Origin of the sequence: Duganella caerulea (assembly GCF_040362985.1) — a bacterium.
Taxonomy (GTDB): Bacteria; Pseudomonadota; Gammaproteobacteria; order Burkholderiales; family Burkholderiaceae_D; genus Rugamonas; species Rugamonas vulcania.
This window is the reverse complement of record NZ_BPWJ01000002.1, coordinates 137577-152290: the sequence shown is the minus strand read 5'-3', so window position 1 is coordinate 152290 and position 14714 is coordinate 137577. Positions and strand designations below refer to the sequence as shown.

Genomic DNA, 14714 nt, shown 5'->3' with positions numbered 1-14714 from the left:
GCGCGCCTGCCGGATCAGACGGTTTCGAGGCGGCCGTTCAGGCCCATGGCGCTCAGCTTGGCCCGCACTTTTTCGGCCTCATCCTTGTTGGTGAACGGGCCCACGCGCACGCGGGTGATGTCACCGGACGGCGTCTTTTGCGTGTAGGAGCTAATGCCGGCTTTTTTCAGTTTTTCGCGCAGCTCGTCCACCTTTCCCTGGTCGCTCAGCGCGGCCACCTGCAGCACGAACTTCTGGCCCGATTCGGCGGCAGGCTTGGCGGCGGGCTTGCCCTCTAGGATGGCCAGCGCGCGCGCGTCTTCCGAGGTTGCGGCCGGCTTGGCGCTGTCGGCCTGCTTGGCGGCCTTGGCTTCGGCCAGCTTGCGCTCGGCTTCCGCCTTGGCCTTGGCTTCGGCTTTCACCTCGGCCTGCTTGCGTTCGACTTCCTGCTTGTAGTCGGCGTCCTGGCGGGCCTTGGCTTCGTTGTCGGCTTTGTTCTTGGCGATGGCGTCCGCCTTGGCCTTGGCTTCGGCCTTCAGTTCGGCTTCGCGCTTGGCGGTGTCGACCTTGACGGGGGCAACGGGCGGCGGCGTGACGGGCGCGGCGGCCACAGGCGCGGGGGCGGCTGGCTTCGGTGCGGCTGCCACAGGCGCGGCAGGCTTGGACGGCTTGACGTCGTCGACGATTTCTTCGCGGCTGTCCAGCGCGGCGCTCTGGGGCACCGGCGCGGCTGGCGCGGGCGCAGGTGCGGCCTCGGCCGGCTTGTCCTTGGCCGGGATCTTGATATCGATGTCGGACGCCAGCGGCTTCGGCTCGGAATCGAGCACCATCGGCAGGCCGATGGCCACGCCCAGCGCCAGTGCGATGGCGCCGACCAGGCGGCGACGCGCGCGTTTCTTTTCCGGCAATACAGGATCGTCCGCTTCGCGGTCCTTGCCGCGGCGGGATTTGGCGGAACCATCCGCCGACGAGGCGCGTTTGGAGCGTGCGCGCTCCGTCGCGGCCTGGTCATCTGCGCTGGTGTAATAGCCGCTGTCCTGACCGGCGGCCTCTTGCTTGTTTTTACCGAGTTTCGAGAACAAGCCCATGCGTGATTTCAGTCCTGTGCGTTCAATGGAATGCGGATTTTCGCGCCGCCATGACGCCGGCGACCGTGAGGAAAGATCCAAAGACCACAATTCTATCATTCTCCCCGGCTCGGCTGATCGCATTTGCGTACGCCGCGGCCGGATCGTCGAAGATATTGATGGTGCGCTCGGCCTTTTCGGGCTGGACGATCTGCACCTTGGCCGCCAGTTCCGAGGCGCTGGCCGAGCGCGGCGACGGCAGCGTGGCCAGGCACCAGTGGTCCACGTGCTCGGACATGGCGGCGATCACGCCGTCGATATCCTTGTCGTGCATGGAGCCGAACACGGCGTAGGTGTAGGGATGGAAGCCCATATTGCCCAGGTTCTGGTTCAGCGCCGAGGCCGCGTGCGGATTGTGCGCCACGTCCAGGATCACGGTCGGGCGGCCAGGCAGCACCTGGAAGCGGCCCGGCAGCTCCACCGTCACCAGGCCGGTGCGCACTTCCTGCGCGCCGACCGGCAGTTCCAGCTTCAACGCTTCCAGCGCGGCCAGCACGGCGCAGGCGTTGAGGATCTGGTTGGCGCCGCGCAGGCTCGGGTAAGCCAGCGAGTTGCGGCGCTGCGAGCGGCCGCCGTAGTTCCACTGCTGCTTGTCGCCGGAATAGTTGAAGTCGCGGCCCATCAGCCACAGGTCGGCGCCGATGGCGTTGGCGTGGTCGATCAGCGATTGCGGCGGCACCGGATCCGAGCAGATCGCGGTTTTGCCGGCGCGGAAAATGCCGGCCTTCTCGAAGCCGATCGCCTCGCGGGTGTCGCCCAGGTAGTCGGTGTGGTCGATATCAACGCTGGTGACGATGGACACGTCGGCATCGACGATATTGACCGCGTCCAGGCGACCGCCCAGGCCCACCTCCAGGATCACGACATCCATGCCGGCGCCGCTCAGCAGATGCATGATGGCCAGCGTGGTGAATTCGAAATACGTCAGCGGCGTATCGCCGCGCACCGCTTCGACCGCGTTGAAGGCGGCCACCAGCACGTCGTCGCTGGCCAGTTCGCCGTTGACGCGGGCGCGCTCGTTAAAGTCGAGGAAGTGGGGCTTGATGTACAGGCCCACCTTGTAGCCGGCGCGCATCAGCACCGATTCCAGCATGGCGCAGGTCGAACCCTTGCCATTGGTGCCGGCCACCATGATGACGGGGCAGCTGAAGGCCAGCTTCAGGCTCTCCTTGACGGCGAGCACGCGGTCCAGGCCCATGTTGATGACGGTTTCGGCGTGGCGCGATTCAAGCAGCGCAAGCCAGGCGGGCAAAGTAGTTGGGAGGTTCGACATAATGATGGCTCAGAAATGGAAAACGGCGCGCAGGCCGGCATGATAGCCGATTGCGCGCCGTAGCGTGAGGGCGTGGCTGCTTTTTTAGGCCAGCACTTCCACCGCCTGATTTTGCAGCAGTGCCATCAGACGGGCGATTTCTTCGCGCATCTTGCGGCGGTCGACGATCATGTCGACGGCGCCCTTGGTGACCAGGAACTCGGCGCGCTGGAAGCCTTCCGGCAGTTTCTCGCGCACGGTGTTTTCGATCACGCGCGGACCGGCGAAGCCGATCAGCGCTTTCGGCTCGGCGATGACCACGTCGCCCATGAAGGCGAACGAGGCGGACACGCCGCCCATGGTCGGATCGGTCAGCACGCTGATGAACGGCAGCTTCTTCTCCGACAGCTTGGTCAGCATGGCGGTGGTTTTCGCCATTTGCATCAGCGACAACAAGCCTTCCTGCATGCGGGCGCCGCCGGTGGCGGTGATGCAGATGAACGGTACTTTCTGTTCCAGGGCCACTTGCGCGCCGCGCACGAAGCGCTCGCCGACCACGGAGCCCATCGAGCCGCCCATGAATTCGAATTCGAAGCAAGCCACCACGCATGGCAGGCTCATGATGGCGCCGCCCATGACGATCAGCGCATCGGTCTCGCCGGTGGCTTCCATGGCTTGTTTGAGGCGGTCGGGGTATTTCTTGCTGTCTTTGAACTTCAGCGTATCGACCGGCAGGGTGTCCATGCCGACTTCATAGCGGCCGCCGGCGTCGAGCAGGCTGTCGAGGCGTTCGCGTGCGCGGATGCGCATGTGGTGGTCGCACTTGGGGCAAACGTGCAGGTTCGATTCCAGATCGGTGCGGTACAGGACGGCTTCGCAGGATGGGCATTTGACCCACAGGCCCTCGGGCATGGTCTTGCGTGCGGCAGCGTCGGAACGCTGGATTCGTGGGGGCAGCAGTTTTTCCAACCAACTCATAAATTCTCCTTGCAGCTAACTCGTGGCCGAAGTGTAGCCGTTTCTCGCCCCCCTGTCGAACTTTGCTGTACAACAATTTTTAAACTTCGTCATGGAATTGGCGGGTTTTTAGAGGTAAACCACTAGCAGAATCACGCCTGCGCCGCCTTTTTCATCCGGACAAAAAAGGCGACGCATTTGAGGTAAATCAGGCGTCGAGCGCGTTTCTAATGCCAGAAACGAAAGATTGCACTGCTACCACGGCGCCATCCTTGCCGGCGCTTTCGATTTCCTGGATGACGCGGCTGCCGATGACGACCGCGTCAGCCACCTCGGCCACGGCGCGCGCGGTGGCGCCGTCGCGGATGCCGAAGCCTACGCCGATCGGCAACTGCACGTGCCTGCGGATGGCCGTCAGACGCTCCGCCACTTCCACCGTGTCGATATTGCCGGCGCCCGTCACGCCCTTCAGCGAGACGTAGTAGCTGAAGCCGCCACCCACCTTGGCCACCTGCGCGATGCGCTGCTCGGTCGAGGTCGGCGCCAGCAGGAAGATCAGGTCCAGCTCGGCGGCGCGCATGGCGGCCGCGAACTCTTCACACTCTTCCGGCGGGTAATCGACCACGATGGCGCCGTCCGCCCCAACCGCCTTGGATTCGGCGATGAACGCAGAAGCACCAATGCGCTCGATCGGATTGGCATAGCCCATCAGCACCACCGGCGTGGTCTGGTTGGTCTTGCGGAATTCCGCCACGTAGCCGAACACATCATGGATGCCGACGCCGTTGGCCAGCGCCCGCTCGCAGGCGCGCTGGATCACCGGGCCTTCGGCCATCGGATCGGAAAACGGCACGCCGAGTTCCAGGATGTCGGCACCACCCGCCACCAAGGCGTGCATCAGCGGCACCGTCAGTTCCGGCGACGGATCGCCGGCCGTGATGAAAGTGATGAGCGCGGTTTTTTTGTGCGCTTTCAGGGCGCTGAAAGTTGCTGCGATTTTGGACATGTCGTTTCCCTTAGTTGAAGTTCAAACCCATACGTTCTGCAACCGTATGCATGTCCTTGTCGCCCCGGCCCGACAGGTTGGCCAAAATGATTTTATCCTTGGGCAGGGTCGCCGCCAGCTTGGCCGCGAACGCCAGCGCGTGCGACGACTCCAGCGCCGGAATGATGCCTTCGATATGGCAGCAGTCGTGGAAGGCCTTGAGCGCCTCCTCGTCCGTGATCGAGACGTACTCGGCCCGGCCGCTGTCCTTCAGGTAGGCATGCTCCGGCCCGACGCCCGGATAGTCCAGGCCGGCCGACACCGAATGCGTCTCGATGATCTGGCCATTCTGGTCCTGCAGCAGATAGGTCCGGTTGCCATGCAAAACACCAGGATAGCCCTTGGTCAGCGACGCAGCGTGCTTGTCGCCGTCCAGCCCCTCGCCCGCCGCCTCGACGCCGATCAGGCGCACCTGCTTCTGGTCGATGTAGGGATAGAAAATGCCCATGGCGTTGGAACCGCCGCCGATGCAGGCCACCACGCAGTCCGGCTGGCGGCCGGTCATCTCGGGCATCTGCACCAGGCATTCCTCGCCGATCACCGACTGGAAGTCGCGCACCAGCATCGGATACGGATGCGGGCCGGCCACGGTGCCGATGATGTAGAAGGTGTTTTCAATGTTGGTGACCCAGTCGCGCATCGCCTCGTTGAGCGCATCCTTCAAGGTCTTGGAGCCGGACTCCACCGGCACCACGGTCGCGCCCAGCAGCTTCATGCGGTAGACGTTCTGCGCCTGGCGCTTGACGTCCTCGCTGCCCATGTAGACCACGCACTCCAGCCCGAAACGGGCGCAGATGGTGGCGGTGGCGACGCCGTGCTGGCCGGCGCCGGTCTCGGCGATGATGCGCGGCTTGCCCATGCGCTTGGCCAGCAGGGCCTGGCCGATGACGTTGTTGATCTTGTGGGCGCCGGTGTGGTTCAGGTCTTCGCGCTTGAAGTAGATCTGCGCGCCGCCTGCCAGGTCGGACCAGCGCTTGGCATGGTAGATCGGCGACGGCCGGCCGACAAAGTGCTTGAGCTCGTAACGGAACTCGTCGAGGAACTCGGGATCCTTGCTGTAGCGCTCGTAGGCCGCGTTGAGCTCGGCCAGCGCGTAGGTCAGGGTTTCGGCGACGAAGGAGCCGCCGTAGGGGCCGAAATGGCCCTTGGTGTCAGGAAGGTTGTAGTCTTTAGCGTGGAACAGCGGCTTCGCCGGGGCGTTCATCATGGTGGGTCTCGCTTTCATTCATGGTATCTCCAGCCCGCACCGCCGCGACAAAGTCGGCGATCTTGCGGGCGTCCTTGATGCCCTTGGCCGCTTCGACACCACTGCTGATGTCCACGGCGTAGGGGCGTACACGTGCCACCGCGTCAGTCGCGTTGTGTACGCTCAAGCCACCACTTAAAACGACCCGAGGCGCGAGATCTTTTGGAATGAGAGACCAATCAAAACCCTTTCCTGCACCGCCATAGGCATCCACATAGGTATCCAGCAACAGGCTGGTGAACAAGGGACTGGCGGCGCGGTATCGCTGCTCGTATTCTAGCAAATCGGACGGCTGTGTGTCAGGTTTGACGCGGAACACGCGCATGAACTGTCGTCCGGCCGCCGCGGCGATGGCGGCGGACTGCTCCACCGTCTCGTCGCCGTGCAGCTGGATCAGCGAAATCGGCGCCACCTTGCACGTGGCCGCCACCTCTTCCGGCGAGGCGTTGACGAACAGGCCGGTGCAGGTGACGAAGGGCGGCACGGCGCGGATCAGCTCGGCTGCCTGCTCGGGCGTCACGTAGCGCGGGCTCTTGGGGTAGAACACGAAGCCGATCGCGTCGGCGCCGGCCGCGACGGCGGCTTGCACATCTTCCACACGGGTCAGGCCGCAGATTTTGATACGGGTGCGCATGATGCTCCTTTAGAACCAGGGGAGCGCGCTGGTCGTTTCCAGCGGCAGTTCCCATTTGAGGTCGTAGTCGATCTTGGCCAGGTACAGGCCGTCCGGCATGAAGGTCGGCGCGGCGGCGTGGCGGTCCCTGGTTTCCAGCAGATGGCCCAGCCACTCCGGCTTCTCGCGGCCGGTGCCGATGTAGACCAGCGAGCCGACCAGGTTGCGCACCATGTGGTGCAGGAAGGCGTTGGCGGTGATGGTGAACACCACCAGTTCGCCGTGGCGCTTGATCTGGATGTCGTGCATCAGCTTGACCGGCGACTTGGCCTGGCACTGCGCGGCACGGAAGGCGGTGAAGTCGTGCCAGCCGATCAGCGGCGGAATGGCCTGCCGCATCAGCTCCACGTCCAGCGGACGGAAGCAGAAGCCGGCGCGCCCTTCCAGCAGCGGCGAGCGGGTCGGATTGTTGTACAGCACGTAGTGATAGGTGCGGGCGCGGGCGCTGAAGCGGGCGTGGAAGAAATCATTGACGCTGGGGTCGCCCTCCAGCTCCTTGGCCCAGCGCACGGCGATCGACGGCGGCAGGAAGGCATTGACGCCGCGCACCCAGGAATGGGTATCGCGGTTCAGGTCGGTGTCGAAGTGGACCACTTGCTCCAGCGCATGCACGCCGGTGTCGGTGCGGCCGGCGCATGTGGTGGCCAGCGGCACCCTGGCGAATTTCTCCAGCGCCTGTTCCAGCTTGTCCTGAACCGTGTGGCCGTCCGCCTGCTTCTGGTAGCCGTTCCACGCGGTTCCGTCGTACTGGACGCCGATTGCTATCCGTTTCAATTGCTGCCCGATGTAATGTCAGAGTCAGCCATTATATACGGAGCGGGATTACCCCAATTGAGCGCGCATCGCGTTGGCCTTGGCGATCTGGTCGTCGCTGCCGCCGCGCAGCACTTCGTCCAGCAATTCGCGCGCGCCTTCCTTGTCGCCGATTTCCTGGTAGGCCACCGCCAGGTCCAGCTTGGTGTCCATTTCCATGTGATGGGCCGACAGGGTGTCGTCGCGCACGTGGCTCGGGGTCGTATCGGCAGCGGCGGCGGTTGCGCCGGTGCCGCCCAGCGCGCTGTCCAGGTCGAGGTCGATGCCGGACAGGTCGAATTCCTGCGCGGCCGGGGCCGGCGCCGGGGTGACTTCTTCCGTGGCGTGCAGTGCGTCGGCGAAGTCGCCGGCGTCCAGTTCAGCCTCCGGCGCCGGCGCGGGGACGGCCGGCACTTCGGGAATTTCAAAATTCATCAGGTCGAGGTCCAGCGGGTCGCTGCTGGCCGACGGCGGTGTTGGTGCGACCGCTTCGGCTGGCAGGTCCAGGCCGAAGTCCATGCTCAGGTCCTCCGCCGGAGCTGGAGCTGGCGCGGCAACCGGGGCCGGCGCGGCGGGCGCGTCGAAGGCCAGGTTGAAGTCGTCTTCCGGCATCGCTGCCGGCTCGGCAGGGGCTGGGGCTGGCGCGGCGGCGGCCGGCTCGAAGCTCAGGCCGCCCAGGTCGAAGTCCATCAGGTTGTCGGATTCCGCCGCCACCGAGGCTGGCGACACGGCGGCGTCGGCCGCTTGCGGCAAGGCCGTTTCCATGTCGCTGCCGAAGTCTATCAGATTGCTGTCGCCGGCCGCAGCGGCAGGCGCATCGAAGCCCAGGTCCAGGTCCAGGCCGCCGGAAGCGGGAGCTGGTGCGGGCGCCGGCGCAGGTGCGTTGAAGTCGCTGACAAAGTCCGCCGCACTGAACGCGGCGGCGCCGGCTGCGGCCGCCGCAACGGCAGGCGCGGCGGCGAAGGAGGATGCAGCTTCGGCCTCGCCCGAGGACGCGTGGCCTTCGGCGTACAGCGGATTACCCGGATCCAGCGTCTGGCCCATGGCGGCCGCTTGCGCCCACTCGTCGCCCTGGCCGCGCGTCATCGAATACAGCTCGGATGCCTGGCTTTCGAACGAGCGCGCGTCCTTGCGGGCGACGTAGATTTCCAGCAGCTTCAGGCGCACGGCATGGCGCTCCGGATGGCTGCGCAGCGCTTCCTTGAGGATTTCTTCGGCCTGGGCGTCGCGGCCGTAGGCGATGTAGACATCGGCTTCCGCCACCGGATCGACCTCATTGGTGTCGAGCTGGCTGGCCGATGGCGCGAAGTTGGAATTGAATACGCTGTTGTTGGTGTCGACGCTCTGGCCGCCGGCTTCGGCGATCAGCGCCTGCGACGGAATCGCGGTGTCGCCGAGGATGCTGGTCTCTTCCTTCGGCACGGCGAACTGCTTGCGGCGGCGCGAGGCGATCCAGGCGCCGGCGCCCGCCAGCAGGGCCGCGGCGGCCAGACCGACGTATTGCAGGTTGTCCATCAGCGTTTCGAACAGGCTCGGCTCGAGTCTCTTCGGCGGAATCACCAGCGTGCGTTTGGGCTTGGGCGGCGCCGACGCCTCGACCGGGGTCGACGCGGGCAGCGATGCCGCAGCCGATGCCGAGGCTTTTTCCGTCTGCGCAGCCGCCTTGTTCTTGACCGCCATCAGGTTTTCCAGGTCGCGGGTGTTCTTCTCCAGCTCCTTGATGCGGGCCGCGGATTCTTCCTGCTCCTTCTGGCGCGCGATCTTGTCCTCCACCGCCATGCCGGTCTTGCCTTCGACCGGCGTGCTGGCGGTCGATTTCGACAGCGTCAGCTTGTCCTTGGCGGTGTTGGCCGCGTTCGGCTTTTCCTCGACCTTGGCGGTGATCTTGCCCGACGCGTTCTGGGCGACTTCCGGCTCCTTGGCCGGCGTGCTGTTGGCCACCTGCCCGGCCAGCTTGGCGCGGTAGGCGTTGAAGTCGATCGCGTGCGCCACCACCACGCCGCGCGCCTCGCCTTCCGGCGCGGTGTTGCGGATGGTGTCGGCGTCCGGCACGGCCAGGATGTGGCCCGACTTCAGGCGGTTCATATTATTGCCGGAGAAGGCTTCCGGATTGGCGCGGTACAGCGCCACCAGCATCATGTCCAGCGACACGTCGACCGGCTTGACCTGGCTGGCGATGCGGGTCAGGTTGTCGCCGGCCTTGACGGTGTATTCGCTGGCGGCCTGCCGGGCCGGCGCGCGCTGCGCCACCGGTGCGGACGGTGCAACCGGCGCGGCGGGCGCGACAGTCGGCGCGACCGATGCGGCCGCCGGGGCCGGGGCGGTGCCGCGGCCCAGGTCCACCGGCGGGGGCCCCCGCGGCGCTTGCGTCGCGCGCATGTCGGCCGGGTCCAGCAGGAAGGTGTATTCGCGGACCATGCGTCCGCCGGTCCAGGTCAACTCCAGCAGCATGTCGACGAAAGGTTCGTTGACCGGCTGGGTCGATGTCACGCGGATCACCTGGCGGCCGTTGCGCTGCTCGACGTCGAAGCGCAGCGACAGCAGGGTGGGATTGAAATCGATGTTGGCGGTGCGGAAGGCTTCAGCCGGCGCCAGCTTGGCGACCAGGCCGCCAGCCTCTTCCGCCGATACCGCCGTCAGCTCGATCTCCGCCCGCAGCGGCTGCCCCAGCGACGACTGGACGGTCAGCTTGCCAAGCCCGGCGGCGTTGGCCGTGGCCGCCACCAACACCGCGCTGGCGACAGCTCCCGTGAGTGTCTTCAACGTGAAGGAAACAATGCTGGAGCGAGTTGGTACGTGCATAGTGGGCGGCATCAGGTTGTCAGAGGGAAAATGTTACTTTCCCAGATATACCAACATATCATCATGCTCCAGAGCATGCAAGCTTTGCACGATGTTTCTCTAGTGGTACATGAAGATGTGTAACGTCTATGCCTACTTTAAACCAAAAAAAGGGGTTTTCCCTATGAGAGCTCATAGAGAAAACCCCTTCTGCTTTAACAATCGCGGGACGGCGTGTTACTTGTCCAGCACGATGCGCAGCATGCGGCGCAGCGGTTCGGCCGCGCCCCACAGCAGCTGGTCGCCCACGGTGAAGGCCGACAGGTAATCGTCGCCCATGCTCATCTTGCGCAGGCGGCCGACCGGGATCGTCAGGCTGCCGGTGGCGGCGGCCGGCGACAGGTCCTTGACCGAGGCTTCACGCGTGTTCGGCACCACTTTGACCCACTGGTTGTTGGCAGCGATGATGTCGTGGATCTCGTCGATCGGCACATCCTTCTTCAGCTTGATGGTCAGCGCCTGCGAGTGGCTGCGCATGGCGCCGATGCGCACGCACAGGCCGTCCACAGGGATGGCTTTGGAACCGAAGTCCGCGCCCAGGCCCAGGATCTTGTTGGTCTCGGCGCCGCCCTTCCATTCTTCCTTCGACTGGCCGTTGCCCAGGTCCTTGTCGATCCAAGGGATCAGGTTGCCGGCCAGCGGCGCGCCGAACTGCTTGGTCTCCTCGGCCGACAGGCCGTGCTGGGTGGCCAGCACCTGGCGGTCGATTTCCAGGATGGCGGAGGCGGGATTATCCAGCAGCGCCTTGACCGACGAGTTGATGGTGCCGAACTGGGTCAGCAGCTCGCGCATGTGCTGGGCGCCGCCGCCCGATGCCGCCTGGTAGGTCATGGAGGTCATCCACTCGACCAGGTTGTGCTGGAACAGGCCGCCCAAGCCCATCAGCATGCACGACACGGTGCAGTTGCCGCCGATGTAGTTCTTCACGCCCTTGCCCAGCGCGTCCTTGATCACGTGCAGGTTGACCGGGTCCAGCACGATGACGGCGTCCTTCTCCATGCGCAGCGTGGAGGCGGCGTCGATCCAGTAGCCGTTCCAGCCGGCCGCGCGCAGCTTGGGGAACACCTCGGTGGTGTAGTCGCCGCCCTGGCACGAGATGATGATCTCGCACTTTTTCAGTTCGTCGATGTCGGTGGCGCTTTTCAGTTTGGTTTCATTCTTCGCCATCGCCGGGGCGTCGCCGCCCGGGTTCGAGGTGGTGAAGAACACCGGTTCGATGTGGGCGAAATCGCCCTCTTCCTGCATGCGCTGCATCAGGACCGAACCGACCATGCCGCGCCAACCTACCAAGCCTACGAGTTTCATTTTCATTCCCTCTAATAATTTATACTATTTATACCAAAGCCTTGACCACCGCGTTGCCCATCTCTTCCGTGCCCACCTTGGTGGTGCCGGCTTCGAAGATGTCGGCGGTGCGCAGGCCTTGCGACAGCACATGCTTGACGGCGTTCTCGATGCGGTCGGCCTGTTCGGCCTTGTTCAGCGAATAGCGCAGCATCATCGCGGCCGACAGAATCGTCGCCAGCGGATTGGCGATGCCCTTGCCGGCGATGTCGGGAGCGGAACCGTGCGACGGCTCGTACAGGCCCTTGTTGTTGGCGTCCAGCGAGGCCGACGGCAGCATGCCGATCGAGCCGGTCAGCATGGCGGCCTGGTCGCTCAGGATGTCGCCGAACATATTGCCGGTGACGATCACGTCGAACTTCTTCGGCGCGCGCACCAGCTGCATCGCGGCGTTGTCGACGTACATGTGCTCCAGCGCGACGTCCGGGTATTCCTTGTGCACGTCGGTGACGATGTCTTTCCAGAACTGGAAGGTCTCCAGCACGTTGGCCTTGTCGACGCTGGTCAGGCGCTTGCTGCGCTTTTGCGCGGCCTGGAACGCCACGTGGGCGATGCGGCGGATCTCGCCTTCGGCGTAGCGCATGGTGTCGAAGCCCTCGCGCTGGCCCTTGAAGGCGCCGTCCGGGCACTCGCGCACGCCGCGCGGCTGGCCGAAGTAGATGTCGCCGGTCAGTTCGCGGATGATCAGGATGTCCAGGCCGGACACCACTTCAGGCTTGAGCGTCGAGGCGTTGGCCAGTTGCGGGTACAGGATGGCCGGACGCAGGTTGGCGAACAGGCCCAGGTTCTTGCGCAGGCCGAGGATCGCCTGTTCCGGACGCAGCGCGCGCTCCAGCGTGTCGTACTGGTAGTCGCCGACGGCGCCGAACAGCACCGCGTCGGCCGCCTTGGCCAGCGCCAGCGTGCCTTCGGGCAGCGGGTGGCCGTGGGCGGCGTAGCCGGCGCCGCCGACCGGCGCGCTTTCCAGCTCAAATTTTTCGCCCAGCACGTTGAGGACTTTGACGGCTTGCGCGATGATTTCCGGGCCGATACCGTCGCCCGGGAGGATAGCGATTTTCATGAGTAGTTTTCGAGATTAGATGACGTTGGCCAACCAAGGTTGGGTTGCCAGATGGCGCTCTTCGAAGCCGCGGATAGCGTCGGCGTGACGCAGCGTCAGGCCGATATCGTCGAGCCCGTTCATCAGGCAGTATTTGCGGAAGGCGTCGATCTCGAAGGGATAGGAGACGCTGCCATTGCTGGTGGAGATGCGCTGCTGTTCAAGGTCGACCACCAGACGGTAACCGGGGAAGGCCTTGACTTCATTGAACAGGTGATCAACCTGCGCTTCAGGCAATACGATCGGCAACAAGCCGCTCTTGTAGCAGTTGTTGAAGAAGATGTCGGCGAACGAGGGCGCGATGATCGCGCGGAAGCCGTACTGGTCCAGCGCCCACGGCGCGTGCTCGCGCGAGGAGCCGCAGCCGAAGTTCTTGCGGGTCAGCAGGATCGAGGCGCCCTGGTAGCGCGGCTCGTTGAGCACGAACTCCGGATTGAGCGGACGCTTGCTGTTGTCCTGGCCGGGCTCGCCGTGGTCCAGGTAACGCCATTCGTCGAACAGGTTCGGGCCGAAGCCGGTGCGATGAATCGACTTCAAAAATTGCTTCGGAATGATGGCGTCGGTGTCGACATTGGCGCGGTCCAGCGGGGCCACCAGTCCTTCGTAGATCGTAAATTTATCCATGATTCTCGTTCGGGTTGTGCGACGGCGGACCGTCGCGGCCCGCCGTGCTGCGGTTTATTTTTTGGTCGAGGCGCCTTCGAGCGACTCACCGACCTTCTTGACGTCCTTGCCGAAGCCGTTGACGGTGTTGCAACCGGTCAGGATCAGCGCGATGATGGACAGGGCGAATAGTTTTTTCATGTTGGTGTACTCGTAGTATCAAAAGGAAAAATCAACGCAAGCTCAGCGTAAAGCGCGTACGTCGACGAAGTGGCCGGCGATACCGGCGGCGGCCGCCATCGCGGGAGACACCAGATGGGTGCGTCCGCCCTGGCCTTGGCGTCCTTCAAAATTGCGGTTGGAGGTGGAGGCGCAGCGCTCGCCCGGTTCCAGGCGGTCGGCGTTCATCGCCAGGCACATCGAGCAGCCCGGATCGCGCCATTCGAAGCCGGCGTCCTTGAAGATGCGGTCCAGGCCTTCCTTCTCGGCCTGGTCCTTGACCAGTCCGGAGCCCGGCACCACCATCGCCAGCTTGACGTTGGAGGCGCGCTGCTTGCCGCGCACCACCTCGGCGGCGGCGCGCAAGTCCTCGATGCGCGAGTTGGTGCACGAGCCGATGAAGACCTTGTCGATGCGGATGTCCTCGATCGCCATGTTGGGCTTGAGGTTCATGTACACCAGCGCCTTTTCGATGGCGTCGCGCTTGACGCTGTCCTTTTCCAGGTCCGGGTCCGGCACGCGGCCGTCGATCGAGGTCACCATTTCCGGCGACGTGCCCCAGGTCACCTGCGGCTTGATCTCGGCGGCGTTGAGCGTGACCACCAGGTCGAACCTGGCGCCGGCGTCGCTGTGGAGCGTGCGCCAGTAGTCGACCGCGCGGTCCCAGTGCGGGCCGACCGGCGAGAACGGGCGGCCCTTGACGTAGTTGATGGTGACGTCGTCGACGCCGATGATGCCGGCGCGCGCGCCCGCCTCGATCGCCATGTTACAGACCGTCATCCGGCCTTCCATCGACAGCGCGCGGATGGTCGATCCGCCGAACTCGATGCAGTAGCCGGTGCCGCCGGCGGTGCCGATCTTGCCGATGATGGCCAGCACCACGTCCTTGGCGGTGACGCCGGCCGGCAGCGCGCCGTCGACCTGCACCAGCATGGCCTTGGATTTCTTCTGCAGCAGCGTCTGGGTGGCCAGCACGTGCTCCACTTCCGAGGTGCCGATGCCGTGCGCCAGCGCGCCGAACGCGCCGTGGGTGGAGGTGTGCGAGTCGCCGCAGACCACGGTCATGCCCGGCAGGGTGGCGCCCTGCTCCGGCCCGATCACGTGGACGATGCCCTGGCGCTTGTCGTTCATGTTGAAGTACGTCAGGCCGTAGGACTTGGCGTTCTTGTCCAGCGTTTCCACCTGCAGGCGCGAGACCGGGTCGGCGATGCCGTCGGCGCGGCCGGTGGTCGGCACGTTATGGTCGGCCACCGCCAGGTTGGCGGACACGCGCCACGGCGCGCGGCCGGCGGCGCGCAGGCCGTCGAAGGCCTGCGGGCTGGTGACTTCGTGCACCAGATGGCGGTCGATGTAGAGGATGGTGGTGCCGTCTTCCTCGGCCTTGACCACGTGGGATTCCCAGAGTTTGTCGTAAAGCGTCTTCATCATGATTTATGCGTACCCGTTATGAGTACAACTGCGGCCTGTGTGAGTGATCCACTTCGATTATGCCATATTGTGCAATGCGGTAGCGGCCGCCGCTGCCCGGCCTCGTGAG

13 protein-coding genes are annotated in these 14714 nt (G+C 64.8%); all 13 read right to left on the bottom strand.

Annotated elements, in window-relative coordinates; translation table 11 throughout:
* Positions 1 to 14: 14 nt before the first annotated feature.
* Positions 15 to 1067, bottom strand: a complete 1053-nt coding sequence (locus tag ACUJB0_RS05485) for an SPOR domain-containing protein (RefSeq protein ID WP_444844349.1) — start codon at positions 1065 to 1067, stop codon at positions 15 to 17.
* A 22-nt stretch (positions 1068 to 1089) separates the two neighbouring features.
* A complete protein-coding gene (gene folC, locus ACUJB0_RS05480; RefSeq protein WP_444844348.1) occupies positions 1090 to 2379 on the bottom strand; it encodes a bifunctional tetrahydrofolate synthase/dihydrofolate synthase in 1290 nt (429 codons plus the stop codon).
* Between the two features lie 84 nt (positions 2380 to 2463).
* Complete coding sequence (gene accD, locus ACUJB0_RS05475; RefSeq protein ID WP_444844347.1) at positions 2464 to 3336, bottom strand: acetyl-CoA carboxylase, carboxyltransferase subunit beta; 873 nt, start codon at positions 3334 to 3336, stop codon at positions 2464 to 2466.
* A gap of 187 nt (positions 3337 to 3523) precedes the next feature.
* Positions 3524 to 4321 carry a tryptophan synthase subunit alpha gene (trpA, locus tag ACUJB0_RS05470; RefSeq protein ID WP_444844346.1) on the bottom strand — a complete coding sequence of 266 codons (798 nt, stop codon included), beginning with the start codon at positions 4319 to 4321 and terminating at the stop codon, positions 3524 to 3526.
* A 10-nt stretch (positions 4322 to 4331) separates the two neighbouring features.
* On the bottom strand, positions 4332 to 5585 hold the full coding sequence (trpB, locus tag ACUJB0_RS05465; protein WP_444844345.1) for a tryptophan synthase subunit beta: 1254 nt from the start codon (positions 5583 to 5585) through the stop codon (positions 4332 to 4334).
* Complete coding sequence (locus ACUJB0_RS05460; protein ID WP_444844951.1) at positions 5530 to 6243, bottom strand: phosphoribosylanthranilate isomerase; 714 nt, start codon at positions 6241 to 6243, stop codon at positions 5530 to 5532. Before ACUJB0_RS05460 ends, trpB begins: the two co-directional genes overlap by 56 nt.
* A gap of 6 nt (positions 6244 to 6249) precedes the next feature.
* Positions 6250 to 7053, bottom strand: coding sequence for a tRNA pseudouridine(38-40) synthase TruA (truA, locus tag ACUJB0_RS05455; protein WP_444844344.1), 804 nt, complete (start codon positions 7051 to 7053; stop codon positions 6250 to 6252).
* 48 nt (positions 7054 to 7101) lie between these two features.
* Positions 7102 to 9873 (bottom strand): motility hub landmark protein FimV, encoded by a 2772-nt coding sequence (locus tag ACUJB0_RS05450; RefSeq protein WP_444844343.1) that lies wholly within the window; start codon positions 9871 to 9873, stop codon positions 7102 to 7104.
* Positions 9874 to 10089: 216 nt separating this feature from the next.
* Positions 10090 to 11217 carry an aspartate-semialdehyde dehydrogenase gene (asd, locus tag ACUJB0_RS05445; RefSeq protein ID WP_117014891.1) on the bottom strand — a complete coding sequence of 376 codons (1128 nt, stop codon included), beginning with the start codon at positions 11215 to 11217 and terminating at the stop codon, positions 10090 to 10092.
* A gap of 28 nt (positions 11218 to 11245) precedes the next feature.
* Positions 11246 to 12316 (bottom strand): 3-isopropylmalate dehydrogenase, encoded by a 1071-nt coding sequence (leuB, locus tag ACUJB0_RS05440; RefSeq protein WP_444844342.1) that lies wholly within the window; start codon positions 12314 to 12316, stop codon positions 11246 to 11248.
* A gap of 15 nt (positions 12317 to 12331) precedes the next feature.
* The gene (gene leuD / locus ACUJB0_RS05435; protein WP_117014888.1) at positions 12332 to 12979 is read right to left on the bottom strand and encodes a 3-isopropylmalate dehydratase small subunit; all 648 of its coding nucleotides are present in this window, start codon (positions 12977 to 12979) and stop codon (positions 12332 to 12334) included.
* Between the two features lie 54 nt (positions 12980 to 13033).
* The gene (locus ACUJB0_RS05430; protein WP_008450980.1) at positions 13034 to 13159 is read right to left on the bottom strand and encodes an entericidin A/B family lipoprotein; all 126 of its coding nucleotides are present in this window, start codon (positions 13157 to 13159) and stop codon (positions 13034 to 13036) included.
* A 42-nt stretch (positions 13160 to 13201) separates the two neighbouring features.
* Entirely contained in the window at positions 13202 to 14605 is a 1404-nt protein-coding gene (gene leuC, locus ACUJB0_RS05425) for a 3-isopropylmalate dehydratase large subunit (RefSeq protein ID WP_444844341.1), read from the bottom strand.
* Positions 14606 to 14714 lie beyond the last annotated feature (109 nt).

Coding starts and splice junctions, on each gene's coding strand:
- trpA (WP_444844346.1), bottom strand. CDS start 4,321: ATGTCCAAAATCGCAGCAACTTTCAGCGCCCTGAAAGCGCACAAAAAA.
- leuB (WP_444844342.1), bottom strand. CDS start 12,316: ATGAAAATCGCTATCCTCCCGGGCGACGGTATCGGCCCGGAAATCATC.
- trpB (WP_444844345.1), bottom strand. CDS start 5,585: ATGAAAGCGAGACCCACCATGATGAACGCCCCGGCGAAGCCGCTGTTC.
- accD (WP_444844347.1), bottom strand. CDS start 3,336: ATGAGTTGGTTGGAAAAACTGCTGCCCCCACGAATCCAGCGTTCCGAC.
- ACUJB0_RS05430 (WP_008450980.1), bottom strand. CDS start 13,159: ATGAAAAAACTATTCGCCCTGTCCATCATCGCGCTGATCCTGACCGGT.
- leuD (WP_117014888.1), bottom strand. CDS start 12,979: ATGGATAAATTTACGATCTACGAAGGACTGGTGGCCCCGCTGGACCGC.
- ACUJB0_RS05450 (WP_444844343.1), bottom strand. CDS start 9,873: ATGCACGTACCAACTCGCTCCAGCATTGTTTCCTTCACGTTGAAGACA.
- asd (WP_117014891.1), bottom strand. CDS start 11,217: ATGAAACTCGTAGGCTTGGTAGGTTGGCGCGGCATGGTCGGTTCGGTC.
- ACUJB0_RS05485 (WP_444844349.1), bottom strand. CDS start 1,067: ATGGGCTTGTTCTCGAAACTCGGTAAAAACAAGCAAGAGGCCGCCGGT.
- folC (WP_444844348.1), bottom strand. CDS start 2,379: ATGTCGAACCTCCCAACTACTTTGCCCGCCTGGCTTGCGCTGCTTGAA.
- leuC (WP_444844341.1), bottom strand. CDS start 14,605: ATGATGAAGACGCTTTACGACAAACTCTGGGAATCCCACGTGGTCAAG.